Source organism: Shouchella sp. JSM 1781072 (genome assembly GCF_041949915.1).
GTDB lineage: Bacteria > Bacillota > Bacilli > Bacillales > Bacillaceae_D > Shouchella.
Map to the genome: position 1 here is coordinate 1,620,727 of NZ_JBHFQE010000001.1, position 19,791 is coordinate 1,640,517.

General features: G+C 39.6%; 21 protein-coding genes. 7 read left to right on the forward strand and 14 right to left on the reverse strand.

The genetic code is table 11. The features are described 5' to 3' along the window. Positions 1–4 precede the first annotated feature (4 nt). On the forward strand, positions 5–547 hold the full coding sequence (locus ACE1TH_RS08655; protein ID WP_099300297.1) for a transcription repressor NadR: 543 nt from the start codon (positions 5–7) through the stop codon (positions 545–547). Between the two features lie 48 nt (positions 548–595). Here ACE1TH_RS08655 and pheA read toward each other — a convergent pair whose 3' ends face one another. From pheA to ACE1TH_RS08675, 4 genes are read right to left on the reverse strand one after another with little or no spacing between them, the layout of a single operon-like run. Next, positions 596–1,474, reverse strand: coding sequence for a prephenate dehydratase (pheA, locus tag ACE1TH_RS08660; protein ID WP_375078738.1), 879 nt, complete (start codon positions 1,472–1,474; stop codon positions 596–598). Between the two features lie 22 nt (positions 1,475–1,496). Continuing rightward, positions 1,497–1,940: an ACT domain-containing protein gene (locus tag ACE1TH_RS08665; protein WP_099300295.1), complete on the reverse strand. Its 444-nt coding sequence runs from the start codon at positions 1,938–1,940 to the stop codon at positions 1,497–1,499. Positions 1,941–1,976: 36 nt separating this feature from the next. Further along, entirely contained in the window at positions 1,977–3,263 is a 1,287-nt protein-coding gene (gene obgE / locus ACE1TH_RS08670; RefSeq protein WP_099300294.1) for a GTPase ObgE, read from the reverse strand. Positions 3,264–3,295: 32 nt separating this feature from the next. Continuing rightward, a complete protein-coding gene (locus tag ACE1TH_RS08675; protein WP_176554185.1) occupies positions 3,296–3,820 on the reverse strand; it encodes a Spo0B domain-containing protein in 525 nt (174 codons plus the stop codon). 500 nt (positions 3,821–4,320) lie between these two features. Between ACE1TH_RS08675 and ACE1TH_RS08680 the strand changes: the two genes are divergently transcribed. Next, a complete protein-coding gene (locus tag ACE1TH_RS08680; RefSeq protein ID WP_099300292.1) occupies positions 4,321–4,458 on the forward strand; it encodes a YrzI family small protein in 138 nt (45 codons plus the stop codon). Between the two features lie 91 nt (positions 4,459–4,549). On the opposite strand, the gene hemG is transcribed toward ACE1TH_RS08680, so the two are convergent. The 4 genes from hemG to ACE1TH_RS08700 all read right to left on the reverse strand — a co-directional run bounded on the left by hemG (position 4,550) and on the right by ACE1TH_RS08700 (position 10,455). Then, the gene (gene hemG, locus ACE1TH_RS08685; RefSeq protein ID WP_375078739.1) at positions 4,550–5,932 is read right to left on the reverse strand and encodes a protoporphyrinogen oxidase; all 1,383 of its coding nucleotides are present in this window, start codon (positions 5,930–5,932) and stop codon (positions 4,550–4,552) included. Next, complete coding sequence (hemH, locus tag ACE1TH_RS08690) at positions 5,922–6,863, reverse strand: ferrochelatase (RefSeq protein ID WP_099300290.1); 942 nt, start codon at positions 6,861–6,863, stop codon at positions 5,922–5,924. The genes hemG and hemH overlap by 11 nt, the downstream gene beginning before the upstream one ends. A 5-nt stretch (positions 6,864–6,868) precedes the next feature. Further along, complete coding sequence (gene hemE, locus ACE1TH_RS08695; RefSeq protein WP_373454096.1) at positions 6,869–7,909, reverse strand: uroporphyrinogen decarboxylase; 1,041 nt, start codon at positions 7,907–7,909, stop codon at positions 6,869–6,871. Between the two features lie 374 nt (positions 7,910–8,283). Then, positions 8,284–10,455, reverse strand: coding sequence for a transglycosylase domain-containing protein (locus tag ACE1TH_RS08700; protein WP_255301103.1), 2,172 nt, complete (start codon positions 10,453–10,455; stop codon positions 8,284–8,286). 262 nt (positions 10,456–10,717) lie between these two features. On the opposite strand from ACE1TH_RS08700, the gene ACE1TH_RS08705 reads away from it, so the two are divergent. After that, positions 10,718–11,434, forward strand: coding sequence for a cytochrome c biogenesis CcdA family protein (locus tag ACE1TH_RS08705; RefSeq protein ID WP_176554183.1), 717 nt, complete (start codon positions 10,718–10,720; stop codon positions 11,432–11,434). Between the two features lie 63 nt (positions 11,435–11,497). Here ACE1TH_RS08705 and ACE1TH_RS08710 read toward each other — a convergent pair whose 3' ends face one another. From ACE1TH_RS08710 to ACE1TH_RS08720, 3 genes are read right to left on the reverse strand one after another with little or no spacing between them, the layout of a single operon-like run. Next, positions 11,498–12,229: an EcsC family protein gene (locus ACE1TH_RS08710; RefSeq protein WP_375078740.1), complete on the reverse strand. Its 732-nt coding sequence runs from the start codon at positions 12,227–12,229 to the stop codon at positions 11,498–11,500. Positions 12,230–12,256: 27 nt separating this feature from the next. Continuing rightward, positions 12,257–13,483 (reverse strand): ABC transporter permease, encoded by a 1,227-nt coding sequence (locus tag ACE1TH_RS08715; protein ID WP_375078741.1) that lies wholly within the window; start codon positions 13,481–13,483, stop codon positions 12,257–12,259. Continuing rightward, positions 13,480–14,223 (reverse strand): ABC transporter ATP-binding protein, encoded by a 744-nt coding sequence (locus ACE1TH_RS08720; RefSeq protein WP_375078742.1) that lies wholly within the window; start codon positions 14,221–14,223, stop codon positions 13,480–13,482. Before ACE1TH_RS08720 ends, ACE1TH_RS08715 begins: the two co-directional genes overlap by 4 nt. Positions 14,224–14,393: 170 nt before the next feature. On the opposite strand from ACE1TH_RS08720, the gene ACE1TH_RS08725 reads away from it, so the two are divergent. The 3 genes from ACE1TH_RS08725 (at position 14,394) to ACE1TH_RS08735 (ending at position 16,608) form a co-directional block, all read left to right on the forward strand. Beyond that, positions 14,394–14,819 (forward strand): HIT family protein, encoded by a 426-nt coding sequence (locus ACE1TH_RS08725; RefSeq protein WP_375078743.1) that lies wholly within the window; start codon positions 14,394–14,396, stop codon positions 14,817–14,819. A 146-nt stretch (positions 14,820–14,965) separates the two neighbouring features. Continuing rightward, entirely contained in the window at positions 14,966–16,042 is a 1,077-nt protein-coding gene (gene serC, locus ACE1TH_RS08730) for a 3-phosphoserine/phosphohydroxythreonine transaminase (RefSeq protein WP_099300284.1), read from the forward strand. A 44-nt stretch (positions 16,043–16,086) separates the two neighbouring features. Then, positions 16,087–16,608 (forward strand): HTH-type transcriptional regulator Hpr, encoded by a 522-nt coding sequence (locus ACE1TH_RS08735; RefSeq protein WP_373454080.1) that lies wholly within the window; start codon positions 16,087–16,089, stop codon positions 16,606–16,608. Between the two features lie 77 nt (positions 16,609–16,685). On the opposite strand, the gene ACE1TH_RS08740 is transcribed toward ACE1TH_RS08735, so the two are convergent. Together ACE1TH_RS08740 and ACE1TH_RS08745 are read right to left on the reverse strand one after the other, a co-directional pair. Continuing rightward, the gene (locus tag ACE1TH_RS08740) at positions 16,686–17,276 is read right to left on the reverse strand and encodes a YpmS family protein (protein WP_099300282.1); all 591 of its coding nucleotides are present in this window, start codon (positions 17,274–17,276) and stop codon (positions 16,686–16,688) included. Between the two features lie 197 nt (positions 17,277–17,473). After that, a complete protein-coding gene (locus ACE1TH_RS08745; protein WP_078390824.1) occupies positions 17,474–17,569 on the reverse strand; it encodes a YjcZ family sporulation protein in 96 nt (31 codons plus the stop codon). A gap of 339 nt (positions 17,570–17,908) precedes the next feature. Between ACE1TH_RS08745 and ACE1TH_RS08750 the strand changes: the two genes are divergently transcribed. Next, positions 17,909–18,943: a peptidylprolyl isomerase gene (locus ACE1TH_RS08750; protein ID WP_099300281.1), complete on the forward strand. Its 1,035-nt coding sequence runs from the start codon at positions 17,909–17,911 to the stop codon at positions 18,941–18,943. Between the two features lie 44 nt (positions 18,944–18,987). Here the strand turns inward: ACE1TH_RS08750 and ACE1TH_RS08755 are convergent, their stop codons facing one another. Continuing rightward, a complete protein-coding gene (locus tag ACE1TH_RS08755) occupies positions 18,988–19,791 on the reverse strand; it encodes a GNAT family N-acetyltransferase (protein WP_375078744.1) in 804 nt (267 codons plus the stop codon).

Here is a 19,791-nt window from a genome sequence, read left to right on the forward strand (position 1 = left end):
AGCATTGAAAAATCAATCAAAAAAACTAATTTCAACAGAAAGACGTTCCGCTATTCTAGATTGGTTAATCGAAGAAGGAAAACCGATAACTGGTAGTGATTTAGCGAGGCGTTCAGGTGTTAGTCGACAAGTTATTGTACAAGACATGTCGATTTTGAAAGCAAAAGGAGAGCCAATTTTTTCTACAGCTCAAGGGTATTTATACTTGCAACAAAAACAAGAAAAACGAATTCAACGATTAGTCCCTGTTCAACATTCTCCTAGCGATACGAAAGAAGAGCTGAATATCTTTGTTGATTGCGGATTAACCGTTGTAGATGTAACGATTGAACACGCGATTTACGGAGAAATTACCGGTACGCTACGGTTATCGAGTCGACAAGACGTTTCTGATTTTTGCGAGCGCTTAGAAACACACAAAGCGAATTTATTATCACAACTGACGAACGGGGTTCATTTACATCTTGTCGAAGCAAAAACGGAGGCACAGATTGAGATTGCCTTAAAACAACTTGAAGAAAAAGGGTTTTTACTTAAAGAAGATTAAGCAGGGGCAAAAAAAGTCTTTCGTTAAAAAACGAAAGACTTTTTGCTATCAACCTTTTCCAGCCTGGACGAGCTGATCGCTATACGCACAATAGCTTCCAAGTACATCAACTTTACAACCTAGCGCACTTAATTCAGCAATAGCTCCAGGTAAGAGAACATCATCCATTAATTGTTCTACATCAATAATAAAGAAATAGTTTCCTAAACCGGTTTTTGTAGGCCTCGATTCAATTTTAGAAAGGTTTAACTTTCGCCAAGCGAATGCGGACAATACTTGATGAAGTGCGCCGGTAAAATCTAACGGCAACGTAATCATTAAAGTTGTTACTTCACCAGTCTGCGCACTTGGAGGTACGATTGGTGTCGCATCGGCATGTGCAGATACAACAAGAAAGCGGGTTTGATTTTCACGGTAATCATGAATATCTTCAGCAGCAATTTTTAATCCGTAAAGATTCGCCGCTTCCCGGTTTGCAATGACACATACATCCTCATCCTGATTTTTGGCGAGAGCTGCGGCTGCTTGGGCAGTTGAATCCGCATGCTCAATTGTCACATCAGGAAAGTGTTGTTGAATAAAACGATGACACTGTGCCAAAGCTTGCGGGTGTGAAATGATCTTCTTAGGCGCTAGTGACGCAAAGTCTTTTCTTGAAGCTGTTAACAAATGATGCGCGATACCAATTGATACAGACGCAACAATAGGCATTGGTTTTTGATGAATTAAATAATCTAAAGTGACATTTACTGTTCCTTCAATGGCATTTTCAATTGGGACAACTGCATAATCTGTTCCTTTGTTAAAAGCGAGATCAATTGTTTTCGGTATCGTTTTTAACGGAATTCTTTCATCTTGCGGAAACATAAATTTTGCCGCCATTTCAGTAAATGTTCCTCTCGGTCCTAAGAAACCAATTTTCTTCATCAAATCTCCACTCCTTTTCTCTCTATGAGCCAGAACCAACCATTTCTACGCGTTCGACTGCTTCAAGCGATTTCATTTTTGCGAATAATTCATGCAGCCCCATTGTGATAGGGGCTGTGTCGACTGATAAGGTAATACTAGCTCGACCTTGAAGCGGAATCGTTTGATTTATGGTTAAAATATTTGCACCTGTACTCGCCACAATTTGCAACAAATCCGATAACGTACCAGATCGATCCTCAAGGTTAATCATTAGCGTAATAATTCTCTCTTTGTTCACGGAATGGAATGGGAAAATACCATCCTTATATTTGTAAAATGCACTCCTACTAAGGCCTACAAGTTGAACGGCTTCGTTGATTTTTGCTGCTTTTCCAGTAGAAAGCAAGGCTTTCGCTTCTAACGTACGCTGCATCGCATCCGTTAACATGTCTTCTCTAACAAGAAAAAACTGGTTCTCACTCACCTTTGGTATCCCCCTATTCACATTCACTGTCTACGTCTATTCAATAAATTCAAATTCAAATTTCATAATTCGGACCATATCTCCGTCTTTTGCTCCTTTTTCTCGTAAAGAAGCATCGACGCCCATTCTTCTCAACTTACGAGCAAAGCGACGGACGGACTCATCTCGAGCGAAGTCTGTCATTTTAAATACTCGTTCTAGCTCGGCACCAGCAACTTCAAACACACCATCATCTGCACGTGTAATAATAAACGGTTCAATAGGTGTTTCGTGGCGATAGACCACTCTCGCCTCTTCATCTGTTTCTTTATCGTGTAGCGGAAACTCCGGCGCATGTTCAAGTTCATCAGCTATCGTTAAAAGAAGTTCTCGGACCCCTTCTCTCGTAATTGCCGACATAGAATGAACTTTAACATCATCACCCATCTCCTGCTTAAATCGTTCTAGGTTTTCAGCTGCACCAGGCATGTCCATTTTATTGGCAACAACAATTTGTGGTCGCTCTGTTAAGCGATAATTGTACTGCTCAAGTTCTGTTGTGATTTTCTTGTAATCATCAATGGGATCTCTCCCCTCTAGGGCTGACATATCAATTAAATGAACAATAACGCGCGTTCGTTCAATATGTCTCAAGAACTGATGACCGAGGCCTACACCTTCATGTGCCCCTTCAATTAATCCTGGTAAATCAGCCATAACAAAACTACGATTGTCCGCTGTATCAACAACACCTAAGTTAGGCGTGATCGTTGTAAAATGATAGTCTGCAATTTTAGGCTTTGCCGCTGAAACAATTGAAAGTAATGTTGATTTTCCTACAGAAGGAAATCCTACGAGACCAACATCTGCAAGCACTTTAAGTTCAAGAATAATATCTCGTTCAATTCCAGGTTCACCATTTTCAGCGTGATCTGGAGCCGGATTAACAGGTGTGGCAAAACGAATATTTCCACGACCGCCACGGCCTCCTTTTGCGACAATAGCCGTTTGACCATGTTCAGTTAAATCCGCAATTAGCGCACCTGTTGCCTCATCTGTCACAGTGGTACCGGGTGGCACAGAAACAATTAAATCCTTTGCATTTTTCCCGTGCATACTTTTAGACATCCCGTGTTCACCACGTTTTGCTTTAAAATGTCGGTTATATCGAAAATCCATTAGTGTCCGTAGGCCTTCATCCACTTTTAAGACCACATTAGCGCCACGGCCGCCATCGCCACCTGCAGGCCCACCATCTGGCACATATTTTTCACGACGATAAGCGGCCATGCCGTTTCCACCGTCGCCACCTTTTGCATATACTTTCACTTTATCTATAAACATATTCTTTTCCACCTCTAAAACGCTCTGGACAGCTACACATTAATAAGTACTGTCACGCCGAACGTATCACTATTTACAGTTTCTATTTTAAACCAATCGTTTAACGGTTCTAAACTCCTATATAACACTTCTTCATTATTAAAATCATGGTCAGAGCTGATTTCAATTAAACAAGAAGAATCAAAAAAAGTGAAGACAATGTGCAGTTGACTTGTGTCATTTTCCAGTAACGTCTCATATGATAAAAAGAACTGCGAAAATGCGTGCGCTAGCTGTTCATCATATTTAGCTAACGAAAAAAGAACACCATCAACTTCAATATCCAAAACGTGGTTCATTTGCGAATATTTTTTCTCTAAGATTGTTACTGCGGTTTTCGGTAGGTCGAGACTACACAACCGACTCTCATTAGCAGTTTGAAAAACAGCGTCAGCGATAATCGTATCCACACGGTCATAATGCCCTAATGCAACATTTCCTTTAATGAGCTGCATGACATTCAACCAATCATGACGGATTGAACTTAGAACTTTGATTATCTCTTTATCGCTTTTCATCGTCAACTCCCCTTTGGATGGACTCAAAATCGGAATCCAGCACATCTTTCCTATTATAGCACAAACAAATTAAGACAAACAGAGACGAAATCATCGGGGAAATTTAAAAATAATTGAAAGATTTCATTAAAAAAATATTTACAAATTTGTGAACATCGTTTATGATTTACTTTATATTAACGAAAAGGAGATGAACAAGATGATGATCACATTAAAACGTCCAACAACAATTCAATATGACTCGTTTTGTTCACGCGATTTACGTTAATTACTATTCTCATTAAATCGGATACGTATGTGAGCAGGTAAACGATGGGCAAAAAATTGCCTTTTCAATGAACCTGTATTTTTTATGCCTATTTAATGGAAAATTCTAGAAAAGGAGTGTCGGAAATGACAATTATGCACTACCCACAGCAAACGTATTTATTAATGATGATCGATGAGGTGCCAGGCTTTACCTAAAGCAGCACCTCCTTTGAAAGGAGGTAAATAAACGTATGACTTTTTCCATTTTGTTCTTTTCCATTCAAATTAAAAAACGAACGTATTCAAAGAAAGAGCTTGAAACCATCGTCTATAACAATAAGGCGATCGAGCGTCTCGAAGAAATTCGTTCCTCTTATTATATGCATTAATTGTTTTCATAAGGTCGTTCCATTTTATAACGATATCATTTCTTTCGACCTTTCATTTATCGACCGAAAAAAGTGACGTGAGAAGCTCACGTCACTTTACGGTTTCAGCTATTTTCTTGGCAACTTCATTTCCTTGTCTGACACAATCAGGAACACCTACACCATCAAATGCCGCACCCGCCAAATACAAACCTTGCATCGTTTCTGCAACATACTGTCGCAACTTTGCAACACGTTCAACGTGACCAAGCTTATATTGCGGCATTGCTTCATTCCAACGAGTAATGTTGACAATCTCTGGATCAGCCTTCACATTCATAATTGTTTTTAAATCAGCAATAACCGTTCGTAGTATGGTTTCGTCATTCTCTTGAACAATCTCTGGTTGGTCAGGCTTTCCGACATATGCTCTCATTAAAGTTTTTCCTTGCTTTCCTGTATGAGGCCACTTAACATCCGTCCATGTACAAGCTGTAATAGACTCTTCCCCATCTCTGGCAACAACAAAGCCTGTTCCTTCATAAGGGTTATCAATTGCTTCCTCAGGAAATGTTAGTGCAACCGTTGCACAACTTGTCGCGTTTAAACCTTCAAGGTGTTGACGTAAATTTGTATCGCGTATAAAAGAGGTCGCTTTTTTGGGAGGAACCGTAACCAAAACAGCTGCATACGGACCTTTTTGCTCACCATCCGCTAGTTGAATCATATGGCTACCATTTTCTAGTTTAACGAGTTCTTCAACTTCTTTTTGAAAATGAACGCTGTCTTCGCGTAATTCTTTTACAGCCGCTTCAAACACCGATTGAAGACCTGTTTTAACGGTTAAAAACATTCCCTGTTTCTTTGTATCCGTATTTGGCTGTTGTTTCTGCGCTAACGCGCGCAACAAACTACCCTCTTCTTCTTCCATTTTAAGAAAATGTGGAAATGTCGCCTTCATGCTAAGTTGATAGATGTTCCCACCGTATATTCCGCCTAATAGAGGCTCGATCAGGGAACGTACCATTTCTTTTCCTAATCGAAATTCGAAAAAATCCCCTAGTGAAATGTCTCCATTTGTTCTTGGCGCTTGCGGTTTTTCATATTCTTTCAGAACTTCTTCCTTTCCCTCAGGTGAAAGCAGATCCGTTTTCATAAACTCTTCAATATCTGTTGGTATACCTAAAACGGTTCTTTTCGGATTAGGATATAACGTACCATTTTTTAAAATGAACGCTTGTCCGACTTCATTGCGAATCAATTCGTCTTGTAAACCAACTCGTTCAATGAGCTTCGTCATCGCCGTTTTTCGTTCCAAATAAGAATCAGCGCCACCTTCCATAATAAATCCATCTTTAATCGAGGTTACGACTTTTCCACCAGCCGCCTGCTTTTGTTCAAAGATGTCATACGTAAGAGAAGTATGGTCTTCCAACCATAGCGCTGCGGATAAACCTGTTGCGCCAGCTCCGATGATGGCTACATCACGACTCATATTGATCCGCCGTAACAAATTGTTTTTCAATCGCATCTGCCATTGCGTCTAAAAACTGTGGATGATCATTTGGCATTGGTGGTCTAAGATACGTAGCACCGAGTTCATCTGTGACAACTTTACATTCATAATCATTATCATAGAGTACTTCTAAATGCTCAGCTACAAACCCTACAGGACAATACATAAATGCTTTGTATCCATGCTCAGCATGCAAATGGCGCGTCAAGTCTTGCACATCTGGACCTAACCATGGATCAGGCGTATTCCCTTCACTCTGCCAACCGATTTCGTAATGAGGAATGTTTGCAGCTTCTGCTAGCAGTGTTGCCGTTTCTTCAAGCTGCTGTGGATACGGGTCTCCTGCTGCAATGATTTTTTCCGGTAAACTATGTGCAGAGAAAATGACACAGAGATCCTCTTTTGATTGAACCTTCTTCATTTCTTCTTGAATTTTTTCCGTCCAATAGGCTAAAAATTTAGGTTCTGTGTACCAGCTTTCAACCGATTTAATCGTCAGTCCGCCTAACGTTTCTGCTTCCTTTTGTGCCCGGCCATTATAGGACTTCACGCTAAATGTAGAAAAATGAGGAGCGAGTACAATAGAAACCGCTTCTTCAATTCCATCTTGATGCATTTGCTGCACAGCATCCTCAATAAATGGTGCGATATGCTTTAATCCTAAATAAGGAATAAATTCAAATTGATCATAGCGCTTGTTAAGTGTGTCCGCTAAGCCATTTGCTTGTTGCTCCGTAATATGCGCAAGTGGACTAATCCCACCAATTGCTTCATAGCGATCGGTTAAATCTTGTAACGCTTCCTCAGAAGGCGGGCGCCCGTGGCGTATATGCGTATAATAAGGCTCAATCTCCTCTTTTTTACGAGGCGTACCGTAAGCCATCACAAGTAAGCCAATTTTCTTCTTCATTCTTACTACCCCTTTTGCTTGAATTCTGCTGAGTATTCATGAATAAATGCAGTCAACCGTCGTAACGTATCTGGAGAAACTTCCGGAAATACACCTTGACCTAAATTAAAAATAAAATGATTGCTTTTTAAGCCTTGATCTAATATTGCTTTTGTTTCTTGTTCAATGACATGCCAAGGCGCAAGTAAAATAGACGGGTCTAAATTTCCTTGAACCGTTTTGTTTATCCCTAGCTCTCTTGCTTCATCAATCGTTGTTCGCCAGTCTAAACCAATAACATCAGCAGGCATATCTTTCCACGTTTTCATTAAATGCGGCGTCCCTACACCGTGTAAAATAAGTGGAATGCCATCCATTTTCACTTCCGTCAAAATTCGATCCATGACTGGTTTAATAAACCGATTATAATCACTCACACTTAAAGCGCCGACCCAAGAATCAAATAACTGAATGGCTTGTGAACCAGCTGCTACTTGGGCTTTCACATAGGCGATCGTCATAGAACCAAGTTTGTCCATTAAAAGATGCCATGCTTTTGGATCAGAATGCATGAACGCTTTTGTTTTATGATAGTTTTTGGAAGGTCCCCCTTCAATCATATAGCTCGCCAAGGTAAAAGGAGCACCTGCAAAACTTATCAAAGGAACGCTCAGTTGTGTTCGCAAAATTTTAATGGTTTCTAGTACGTGAGCGACATCTTTATCAGGGTTTAATTCCCCTAGCTGCTCCACGTCTTTTTCTGATGTAATAGGGTTATAAATCACCGGACCTACGCCAGACTTAATCTCTACATCTACCCCGATAAAAGGTAGCGGTGTCATAATGTCTTTATAAAGAATGGCTGCATCATTGTTATATTGATCAACAGGTAGCTTTGTCACATAAGCACAAAGTTCTGGATCATGTGTAATCTCAAACAAACCATGCGTTTCTTTAATTTTTCTGTATTCAGGCTGCGAACGTCCTGCTTGTCTCATATACCAAACAGGTACATGATCGTGGGCTTCCCCTCTACATGCTTTCAAAAATGTGTCATTAAACGCCATACTCAATGTAATCCACCTCTCTAAAACGAACAAATCTCACAATGTCTATCTTACTTGAAAAAAAACAGAAAATCATCGTTTCTGCTTACTTCGTTCAATCTTTTATCTCCTTAACTATAATAACCTTCTAAAGACTTGTATACACACTCAAATCAATTGTCATGATTTTGATGGATTTTGTCAAAATAAGATGTATAATTTTGAGATTTTAATGGCATTTGATTAATTGACATCGTGGATTCGAATGATTTAGACGGTTTCGTCATGTTAGCTATAATATGTAGTATGCCCATATTGGTAAACTTTAATAATACGATAAAAAAAGAGACTCGTTCCAAAAAGGCGATATCAACAACCTTTGGAACAGTCCCCTTTTATTGACTTAAGGATAAAGAAAATTCGAAGCTTGGTTTTTGAATAGCCGATTCCGACCCTTCTACCTCTGTAATCGGGTCGTACGCAACAACTTGATAGCTTGGAATATTAAACGGGTTGTAGCGCCCCTCGGTGTAAATTGGTTCCTTTAAATTGGAGGCTACTTTGCTTCGTTCATCACCATGGATTTCATAGACGTGATATTCCATTCGATCATCTTGAAAATCATCCCATGATAATTGAACGCTTAAGAGTCCATCCCCTCCAAGCGAATAGCTAGCTTCAAAGCCATTAATCTCTTCCATAGCTATGGGTGGCTCTAAATCTTTTACCCCTTCTGGCTTGGCAAAAGCCGTTGCCTGGCTTGAAGCTGGTAATTCATTCACCATCGCTTGAAATAAACGGGTCGGATGTTGACTTCCACCAGTAAAATACTGCTCGTCCGTTGTTGTATCATACCCCATCCAAACCGAACCAACCACTTCAGGCGTATAGCCAACAAACCACGCATCCTGAACAGCGCCTTCTACATTCGGATAGCCTTGAGTACCAGTTTTACCAGCTATAGGCGAAGTCATTTGCGCACCTGTTGCTCCTGTACCTTCGTTCATTACTTGTTCCAGCATCCGCGTCATCGACCAAGCCGTTTGTTCGGAAATCACTTCCGTCTCCACTTGATTTGCCCCGCCAACACGTTTTCCGTTTCGATCGTATAGATCCTTAATCACATGAGGCTCAATTAACTGCCCTTCATGTGCAAATGGGCGATACGAACGAGTCATTTCATAAGGAGAAACCCCTTCATATAACCCACCAAGAGCAAGCGACAGCTGTCGATCTGGCACTTGTAAGCCAAATTTCCGCAGTTGATTTACAGAATCGCTAACGCCCATTTCATTTAATAACCAAACAGCAGGGGCATTTGCAGACTCTACAAGGGAATCATACAATGTTAATTCCCCCTTGTATTCTCCTGTAACATTCCTCGGTGTGTAGCCATTTTCCGTTTCGTCTTCATAAAGAAGCAGTTCATCTTTTAACATTGAATACGGATGATACACACCACTTTCTAAAGCAGGTGCATAAACAGCTAATGGCTTAAATGTAGAGGCTGGAGACCGATTAACATGCAGACGGTTTAATCCCTTCCGCACATAATCTTTTCCTCCTTGAGCCGCTAAAACGCCACCCGTATTGACATCCATAAACATCATCGCGCCTTGTGCATCTGAACTTCCTTCTGGATAGTATTGTTCATCATGTAAGGCGTCGTACGTTTGATGCTGGAACTCAAGATTAATCGGACTAACAATTCGATAGCCACCTGTTAGTAGCTCATTATTGCTAATATTGTAGCGTTCACTCGCCTCGTCCATCACCATATCAATATACGTAAATAGCGCTTCATCTAGCTCATGGTCTTGACGATCCGTTTCAATCGGCACTTCCTGATATGTCTCCGCCTCTTCACTTGATAGATATGATTGCTGCGCCATTACTGTTAACACTAAATCACGACGTTCTTTGTTACGGTCCGGCTCATTAAAAAGAGAAAACGTACTTGGCGCGTTGACGACTGCTACTAAAGAAGCACCTTCATTTACGGTTAATTCAGAAGCTGGTTTATTAAAATAAAGATTCGATGCTGCCTCGATCCCGTATGCACCATGCCCAAAATAAATTTGATTTAAGTACATTTCTAGAATTTCTTCTTTGCTATATTGACGTTCCAAATTCATTGCAATTAAAACTTCATTCGTTTTTCTTAACCAAGCCTTCTCATTTGACAGAAATAAATTTTTTGCCAGCTGCTGAGTGATCGTACTTCCACCCTCGACTTTTGCGCCTGCCAAAATATCTCGGTATAACGCTCGTCCAATTGCTCTAAAATCAATTCCTTGATGCTCGTAAAACCGTGAATCTTCCATCGCAACAAACCCGTGCTGAACATGCTCAGGTATCTGGTCAATCGTAACGAATTCACGATTTTCCATATATAAATTTGTAATCACATCTCCATTTGTATCAACAAGAACACTGGAGCGATTCATCATTAACTTTTCTTCATCTAGCTGAAAAGAGCCTGCTAGCATAAAGCCAACAAAAATTATAAATGATAGTGCCATCATTCCAATAACAGCACTGACAACAATACTCCATTTTTTTAACACATGCTCGACCCCCCTATAGGTCTTCTGAACAAAAAAACAGACTCACTACAAGTCTATCTTACTTATCATACAAAAAAAAGACAGGATTCGCAGGGATTTCCGCTTAATTTACAAGGTATTTAGGCGTTCTTTGACAATTCTCACGTAATGTTCAAAAAAGCCATACAATCGCATTCGCTTTCATTTGTTTAAACATGTTACACTTAGAAAGGTCATAGACTAGTACATAACATTTTATCTTTGTTTTAAGGGGCTGATTTAAATGGAAGTTACGTTAAGCATTGCTTTCTTCGCAGGCTTAGTTTCTTTCTTTTCACCTTGTATCTTTCCATTAATGCCTGCTTACTTGTCACAATTAACAGGCACGACTGTTACAAACGGAGCAATTGCTGCGCCGAGAAGAGTAATTTTATCAAGAAGTTTTGGCTTTATTGCTGGCTTTACCCTTGTGTTTATGCTCTTTGGCTTAGCTAGTACGATGCTTGGACAACTCTTTATTAGCAACCAATTATTATTAGAACGTCTAGGTGGAATCGTCATTATTTTGTTCGGACTACAGATGACGGGATTGATATCTATACGCGCATTGTTCACAGACAAACGTATGGAACCTTCACAAAATTCTGCGGCGAGTTTCTCTAAATCTCTTTTATTTGGTTTTTTATTTGCAGCTGGCTGGACTCCATGTATTGGCCTTGTTTTGGCAGCCATTTTAACGTTGGCTAGTACCTCGGCAACCATTTGGAACGGCGTTTTTTTACTACTCGTTTATTCAATCGGGTTAGGGATTCCCTTTTTACTCATTGGGCTACTATGGGCGCGTTCGCTACATAAAATCAAACGAATCAATCGCTATTTACCGATTATCCAGAAAACAAGCGGCGTTGTCATGATTATTCTCGGTATTCTACTATTTACTGGGTTTTTCTCAACTTTAGCCGCAATGATGGCGCAATACACGCCAAACTGGATGCAATAAAAAAGAGCGTGCACATTTTATGTACACGCCCCCGCTTATCGACTTTACGTCGTTAAGCTTTTTTTATCCAATCGTTAGGGCCTTTTTATATTCCGTTAACCATCGAAGTCGGCAAATCTGAATCGTATTTTCCTCAAGTTTTGTAAGCAAATAATAATTTGCCGTTCCTCCAAAAAAAGCGCCAACAACAGGAAAAAGCTGTAGTGTTTTAGGTAAATCGATTGTATCTCGGTATTGAAGTTGAAACTTCTCCCAGTCCGTTTGTTGAATATCTTCACCTTGAACATAGGCTTCTATTTGCGCCAACACCTTTAATCGTTCTTCCCGATCTCCATAATTGAATTGGAATAACAATAAAATAAACATGCGATCATGAATTGTCTTAGTTGAAAATCCATAAGCATGGGCACTATCGAATAGCGCTTTTAGCTTTAACGACAACAAGAGCGGAAAGTCCATTGCTCCAGCAATAAAACCACCCGCTCCTGTGCCAATTCCTTCAGCCAAAGCCATTCTTCGATAAAAACGAAAAACGTCAGAGGCTTTTTTGTCTGCTTCTTCTAATGTATAAGAATCTACTTTCTTTTTTAGCAATTGATTGTTTTTATTAATGCCATAAATGATCGCTTCCGCCGTTATTTTTACGCATTGTGTCGCGATTTGATGGTAGACTTTTGGCATTTTCGTATTCCATGTACTTTGCCAGTGACTCACTTTTTTCTTCAAAAATGAGTCAGGTTTAAGTTGCTTTCGCTTCCAGATAATCAGTTCTTCCTCGACACTGTTTACATTCATCACAAAAGCCCCCTTCGCTACATTGTATTAGCGGACTCTGCGATACTTTCCTCTTTTTCGATGGACAAGGGTTTGACTCCCATAAACGCCTAGCAGTGCACTCGCCATTAGCACGATCACTCCATAAAAAATATCGCTTGTCACTAAGGCGATTCCACCATAGATGATCGAAAGCAAGAATAACAGGCGCATGGTTAGATACGTAAGTGCCTGCCTCTTTTCTTCAGGCTTTAAAGGGTATAAATCGAGCCAAATACTTGCCGAATGATGGAAGGATAATGTCGATAGCTGCATCATTGTAATATGCGTAAAAAGCAATGCCATTGCCAGCTTCATCCAGCCGAGTGGCAAGAAATAAATAAATAGACCGCCTACAACAGCCAGACGTACATACGTTCCTAAATAATCATTCGCCCGAATAAATGTACGAGCATAAAGATAATGATAAACGGCATTCTTTTTTCCACCTAAAGCTCCCACAGCCCACTGTAAATACGCACGCTCTCGAACTTTATTGCGTAATTGTGGCACATCCGCAAAGGCATTGGCAATACGGTAAAAGAACATGACCATATGGTTTTCAACTTCAATTAATCGATCCCATTTTAAACTGTGCTTTTTCGCAAATCCTTTCCAATAACTTGCATACAGAACAATCATAAGGATTAACACAGCGAACGTTAACCAAATTGGCGCTTGAGAGAACAGTAAATAAGCGGCTACTCCGTTCACAAGCAAACGCAGAAGCACGTTTGAATATCGTTCTCCTTTAGCGACTAGCCTCTGCTCTTCCCACACGCATAGCAAGTTCCACACTTTAATCAAAAGCAGGAAAATGAGCGTCAACCAAAAGACGATGCCTGTGCCAATTCGCTCTGTAAACATTGGTCCAACAGCCATAAATAAAAGCAAAATATAGCTAGACTGCCATAAAGCGGAGTACTTAATCGCTTGTTTAAAATATGGCGCCAATTTTGATTCATAAGGAAGTAAGAAAACGATGTCTGCTGGCTTAACAAAGGTTCGAATTGAACCAGCTGTTAGTCGCCATGTAAACAATACCGTTAGTAGTGTTACTAGAGGAAAATCTGCTGGCATCTGTTCGACAAACTGCTGGTAATAGACCGTCAGAAAAATAAAAAGAAAATAGACGGAAATGACGAATCCGCTGTTAAGAATTAATTTTAAATACCCTCTCGCTTCTGACCAATATTGATGACGCCTTGATTCCCATAATTGATTGGCCTGTCTCATTCTTGGTCGTCCTTTGTCATTTCGATGTAAATGTCATCTAACGTTGCATCATTCTTTCCAATCGCGTTTCGCATCTCATCAAGGGTTCCATTCAACACGACTTGACCTTGATGTAAAATAACAAAACGATCACAGTACCGTTCTGCAGTGGCAAGAATATGTGTTGACATTAAAATACCAGCACCTTGCTTCTTCATTTCAGAAATCCAATTTAAAAATGACTGTATGCCTACAGGATCGAGTCCAACGATCGGTTCGTCTACAACATATAATTCAGGCTCTGCCAAAAACGCACTCATAATCATAACCTTTTGCCTCATACCTTTGGAGAAATGATTCGGATACCATTTCTTCATTTTCATCATATTAAATTCTTTAAGCAACGTATCGGCACGTTTTTCAAATTCCTTTTTTTCAATTCCGTAAGCAACGCTCGTTAATTCAAGATGTTCCCATAACGTGAGCTCGTCATAAAGCAACGGTGTCTCAGGTATGTATGCAAACGATTTTCGATATTGATCAGCATCATCAGAAAACTTCAGATTATTAATTTTCACTTCACCAGACTGCGGGTCCATTAAACCAAGTACATGTTTAATCGTCGTACTTTTCCCTGCCCCATTCAATCCAATGAGTCCTACAATTTCTTGTTTTTTCACGCCAAACGAAACATTATGTAAAACAGGTTTTTTCGGTGTATAGCCACCTGTTAGCTCTTTAATTTCTAACATATCAGGCATCGTGTCATCACTCCCTCTTGTAGTTTAGCAAAAAAAAAACAGAAAAGCACTTCCTGGAGCTCTTTATCTATTCACCAAAGACATCAGAAATTCCTGTTCTCATCTTGATTGCTTCTTCTAGAAATAATGAGTACACTTTTAGTAGAAGACGAATTAGAGGAGGTTTTTTTATGACAGATTGTATTTTCTGTGCGATAAAAGATGGAAAAATGCCCGCAACAAAACTTTATGAGGATGAACACATTTTAGCGTTTTACAACATTCAACAAGTGACAAAAGGTCACACATTGATTATTCCTAAACACCATCATGAAGCGGTTTACGACTTGCCTTCCAAAACTGCCGCTCACTTGTTCTCCGTTGTTCCTAAGCTTGCCACAGCGTTAAAAGAAGCGTTCTCATGTCAGGGGATTAATGTTTTAAATAATAACGGCCAAGCTGCTGGGCAAAGTGTCTTTCACTACCATTTACACCTTCTTCCCCGCTACGGTGAGGAAGACATCTATAGCGATCTTTGGAAAAAAGATGCAAGTCCAGAAAATCTTAAAGGCTTAGAATCCTTTACAAAGCGCTTTACAGAGCTTCTTAACGACTAATTTTGACAACAGTCGCCTTTAGGCGACTTTTTTTGCCATTTATTATTCTCAAATAAAAATAATTTCATATTTTACCGCCCAAAAAGTCAAAATTATGATATCATTTCTAAAAACACACGTTAAAGGGATAAAGGGAGTCATGTGAAATGAAAAAAATCCATAATTTTAGTGCTGGGCCTGCCGCTTTGCCTCAAGAAGTACTAAAAAAAGCACAAGCAGATTTACTCAATTTTGATGGTTCTAATGTATCTATTATGGAAATGAGTCATCGATCAAAAGCGTATGAAAAGGTTCACTTTAGTGCAGTTTCAAGACTGAAGTCGTTAATGAATTTAGGTGAGGATACACATGTTTTGTTTTTTCAAGGGGGAGCAAATCTTCAATTTTCAATGATCCCGATGAATTTTCTAAATAATCAATCCAGTTACGTTTTAACAGGGGTCTGGTCAGAAAAAGCAGCGAAAGAAGCGCAACGCTTCGGGACTATAGACATACAATCTCAAGCTAAAGAAACGAGCTATTCAACCATTCCTTCACCAGATGAACTATCGTACAATGAGGAAAATTCCTATTTACATATAACATCAAACAATACGATATACGGGACGCAGTGGAAAACGTTTCCATATCAAAAACTTCCGCTTGTTTGTGATATGTCAAGCGACATTCTTTCTCGTTCCATTGACTATCGTGCATTTGATTTAATCTATGCCGGAGCGCAGAAAAACCTTGGGCCAGCAGGTGTAACCATTGCCATTGTTAAAGATTCTTTCTTGAAGCGAGCTCATGGAGACCTTTCGCCTATGTTGTCTTATCAAACTTTTGCCGATAGTCAATCGATGTATAACACACCTCCTGTCTTCTCGATTTATATGCTCAACCTCGTACTTGAATGGATTGAAAACGAAGGTGGATTATCTGTTATTGAAGCACGCAATCAAGCGAAAGCTTCCATCCTTTACGATGCCATTGACCACAGCGACGAATTTTATAGCGGACATGCTCAACCGGAGGCGCGCTCAAACATGAATGTCACGTTTAATCTTGCCAATTCGGAGTTAGAAAAAATCTTTTTACAAGAAGCTGAACAAGCCGGGTTTATCGGTCTGGCTGGTCATCGTTTAGTTGGCGGCATTCGTGCATCCACCTATAATGCAGTACCGCTAGAATCATGCAACGCGCTTGCAGCATTTATGGATTCCTTCAGAAAACAACATATGTAACACCTATTTATACTCTTACACTATTAATCAATGGAGGAATGGATATGAACCCTCATGCTAAACATTCAATGTATTATAGCTACAAGCTTGCAGTATTGAGTAAAGCAATGTGGAAATCAGTTGAAAAAGACTGGCAAAATTGGATTAAACCATTTCATTTAAATTTAAATGAACATCATATCTTATGGATCGCCGATCAGTTTGACGGTGCTTCCATATCAGATATTGCCTCCTACGGTGCGATGCATGTATCAACCGCTTTTAACTTTTCCAAAAAGTTAGAAAAACGGGGCCTCCTCTCGTTTTCTAAAAAACAAGAGGATAAACGCAATACCTATGTTTGTTTAACAAAAGAAGGCCAAGTGTTGTTATATGAAACGATGCGTGCCTTTAATGAACAAACGTTTAATGTCTATCAAGGCTCTTTACCAATTAAAGAGATTTACGGTCGATTCCCAGAATTTTCAGAGCTGGTGTCCATCGTACGCCATTTGTATGATGATGACTTTATTCGTCAATTTCATGAAGAGTCAGGCTACAACAAACAGTTAGAATCGACCAAATGAAAACGAACCCTTATCAATCTAAAAAACCTTTATGAAAGAGGTACCTCTTTCATAAAGGTTTTTATCATTTTCCGTCTTTATTGGCGTACGAGCGAGACATCAATTTCGCCAGCTGTTAAGTTAAGTTCATTAAACCGTAAGCCGAATGGCTCTAACTCTTCAATTTCTCGTAAATCAATGATGACGTGCTCTTCTTCCGGGTAAAGATAAATCCAGTTTGGTAAATCAGCTAATTGATTAAACATCCGTAATGCGTTTTCCGGTGAAACGGAAAGGAATCCGGCTGAAAGACTATTCGCTTCAAGCAAAAGGCTGCCATCCTCTTGCACACTTGGATCAAATCGCATCGATAGATCAATTGTTGAGAGTACAGCATCAACTTCCCCCTCTAAATATACACCGTCTTCAGCAAGATAAAAATCAAATGGCACATCATCATCCGCAAGCATGTCGTTCAGCAACACATTCGCTTGTTCAATATCCATTTGAAAACTGACAATTTCATTGCTTGCGCTGTCTATGCCTGCTCGTTCTGGTGATTGTCTGTCTACATCTCCAAATAGCCTCACCGCACCAAAAATAAGCAATCCAATTAAGGCTAGGAGTAGACCAAGTACAAGAAAGAACCCTATTTTATAAAAACGTCTATTTTTTGTTAAACGACTCATGGAACTCCACCCACTTCTATGTATAAATTTACTCCTCTTTCTATACCCAGTTTCCTATCTTTTCAACTGTTTCTACTTTTATTTTCTCAAAAAAATTTTCCAGATACAAATTGAAAAAGCTTACCGACATAGTCGGCAAGCTAAGGTCCGATGAATCGGACCATTTCTTCACTTGTGATTGGCTGCACCTCTAGTGATTAGCAGATCCAAGAAGCCCCGATAATCACCAATAAAATGAATAAAACCACAATTAATGCAAACCCACTATTGTATCCTCCGCCTGCGTAACTCATGTAACGTTTCCTCCTTTGAAGATTTCACATTTTTTTATAGAAAGCACATCAAGTGTGGCATCCTTCTTATTTCAGGACCTCGAAGTCATACTCACAACTCGCTCAACCCTTACACCCTAAGGCTTCAGAGCTTTCTTTGTGCTTTGTTACCATATCCTATGCAAAAACCAATTATGGGTACTGGGCGGATGACCTAATTTCCTTAGAAATCATGCAATTGTTGTGTGTTTTTTTTTATGATATAGTAAGTTTTGTGCAAGAAAAAACTGGGTAATATAACTGGTTGACCTTGTGTATAAGATATGCTAATGACAATAGATCTCTTCAAGGAGTGTTAAAATGAAAAAATATTTACTCGCTGGGTTTGGAGCTATCGCGCTGACTACACTAGCAGCGTGCAATAACGATGATGGAAATGGAACGACCATTGCATCAATCGAAGGCGGAGAAAACATTACGCAAGAAGAGTTATTTGATGATCTGAAAATGAACCAGCAAGCTTCAGGCGCTTTACAAAACGCGTTCTTCTCAAACTTAACGGAGCAATTATTAGCGATGGCGGGAGAAGACATGGAGTTTTCAGAAGAACAAATTGACACAATGATTGCGACCCTGCAAGATGAATTTGGCGTCAACTCTGAAGAAGAGCTTGTAGAATTAGTAACAACAAACCTTGGTCTTGAGGATCGCGATGATATGGTTGATAATTTAATCATTCCAGAACTCACGCTTATTGAACTTCAATCACAAGATCTTGACTACAACGAAGAAGATCTAGTTGCTTATTTTGAAGACAATCGCGAAACCTACGAGCAAGTAGAAGCACGGCATATCATTGTAGAAGAAGAAGACCTTGCAAATGAGATTATTGATGAATTAAATGATGGCACTGACTTCGCCGAACTAGCTGAAGAACATGGTACAGATGGAACAGCTGCTACAGGTGGTGACCTTGGATTCTTTACACGCGCAGATATGGATGAAGCATTCGCAGAAGCCGCATTTGAATTAGAGGTTGGCGAAACAACGAGTGAGCCTGTTGAATCTGGTTTTGGCTACCATATCATTGAAAAAACGGATGAAGCAATGGAATATGAAGAGCTACCAGAAGCTGCGAACATGGCTGTAGAGCGTGCCTATATCGAAGAAAATGGACGAGACTTCTTAACGGTTATTGTTGATCTTCTTGATGAATATGACATTACGATAGAAGATGAATTCTTCCAAGACTTTATTGAGCAAATTCGAGCTCAAGCCAATCAACCTGCACCAGAAGAACAGCCTGTTGAAGAAGATGGACAAGAGACTGACGAAGAAACAGATGAACCTGCAGATTCAGAAGAAGAAACAACCGACGAAGAAAGCAACGAATAACAAAGAAAAAGACAGCTAACATAACGTTAGCTGTCTTTTTACTTTTAAAAATGAAAATCCAGTCCTTTTGCTCGAAAACGCTCCGTAAATCCTACTTTTTGCGCAAGTTTAATAGAGGCAATATTATCGTTATCTGTTGTCCAACGTGGTTGAACGCCTTTAATTAGGCATTCTCGTAAATGCGCTCTAGTAACAATCGTTGCCAAGTTTTGCTTTCTCTTCTTTTCATCATAAGTAACAACTGAAAGCTCATGCTCGTTTTGCCAAACTGAACAAGAGTAGCAAACACTATAGACTTGGCTTCCTTCAGAAATCGCATAGCCAAAACCACTTATTAGAAAAGAGTCAATTGAACCCCAATATTCTTGGATTTCATCTTTTAAATCCTTATAATGAAACAGAATCGATGTTGTTAGTTTTTCTAGTCTATAATTAGACGGGATTTTGAGTAGATGATCATTATCTCTAGTAAGCTCAAAATAAATTTTTTCTCCTTGGAAAAGTTCTCGCCCTCTATTCTTTTCTACCAGAGTATCTTCCCAATGTGGTTGGAAAAATGTTGAACAAAACCATGTGCCTCCACATAAGTGAAGGCTCTCTTCTTTTAAATGATTCATAAATGACGGTGTTAGTTGTTTTAAGAAAAGTTGATTGTTTGGGTCTCCAACCAGATAATAGCTTAGCCCAACAGCATAGACCAGTGCCGAACGCGGATTTGTTTGGTTTTCAACGTAAACAACACCCCTCGTATTACCTGTCAGAACCGCATTAAGAACAACGTCATAACGTTCGTTTCCTTTTAATAGTTTATACACTTTAGAATAATCTTCTGTTTTTAATGTAAACAT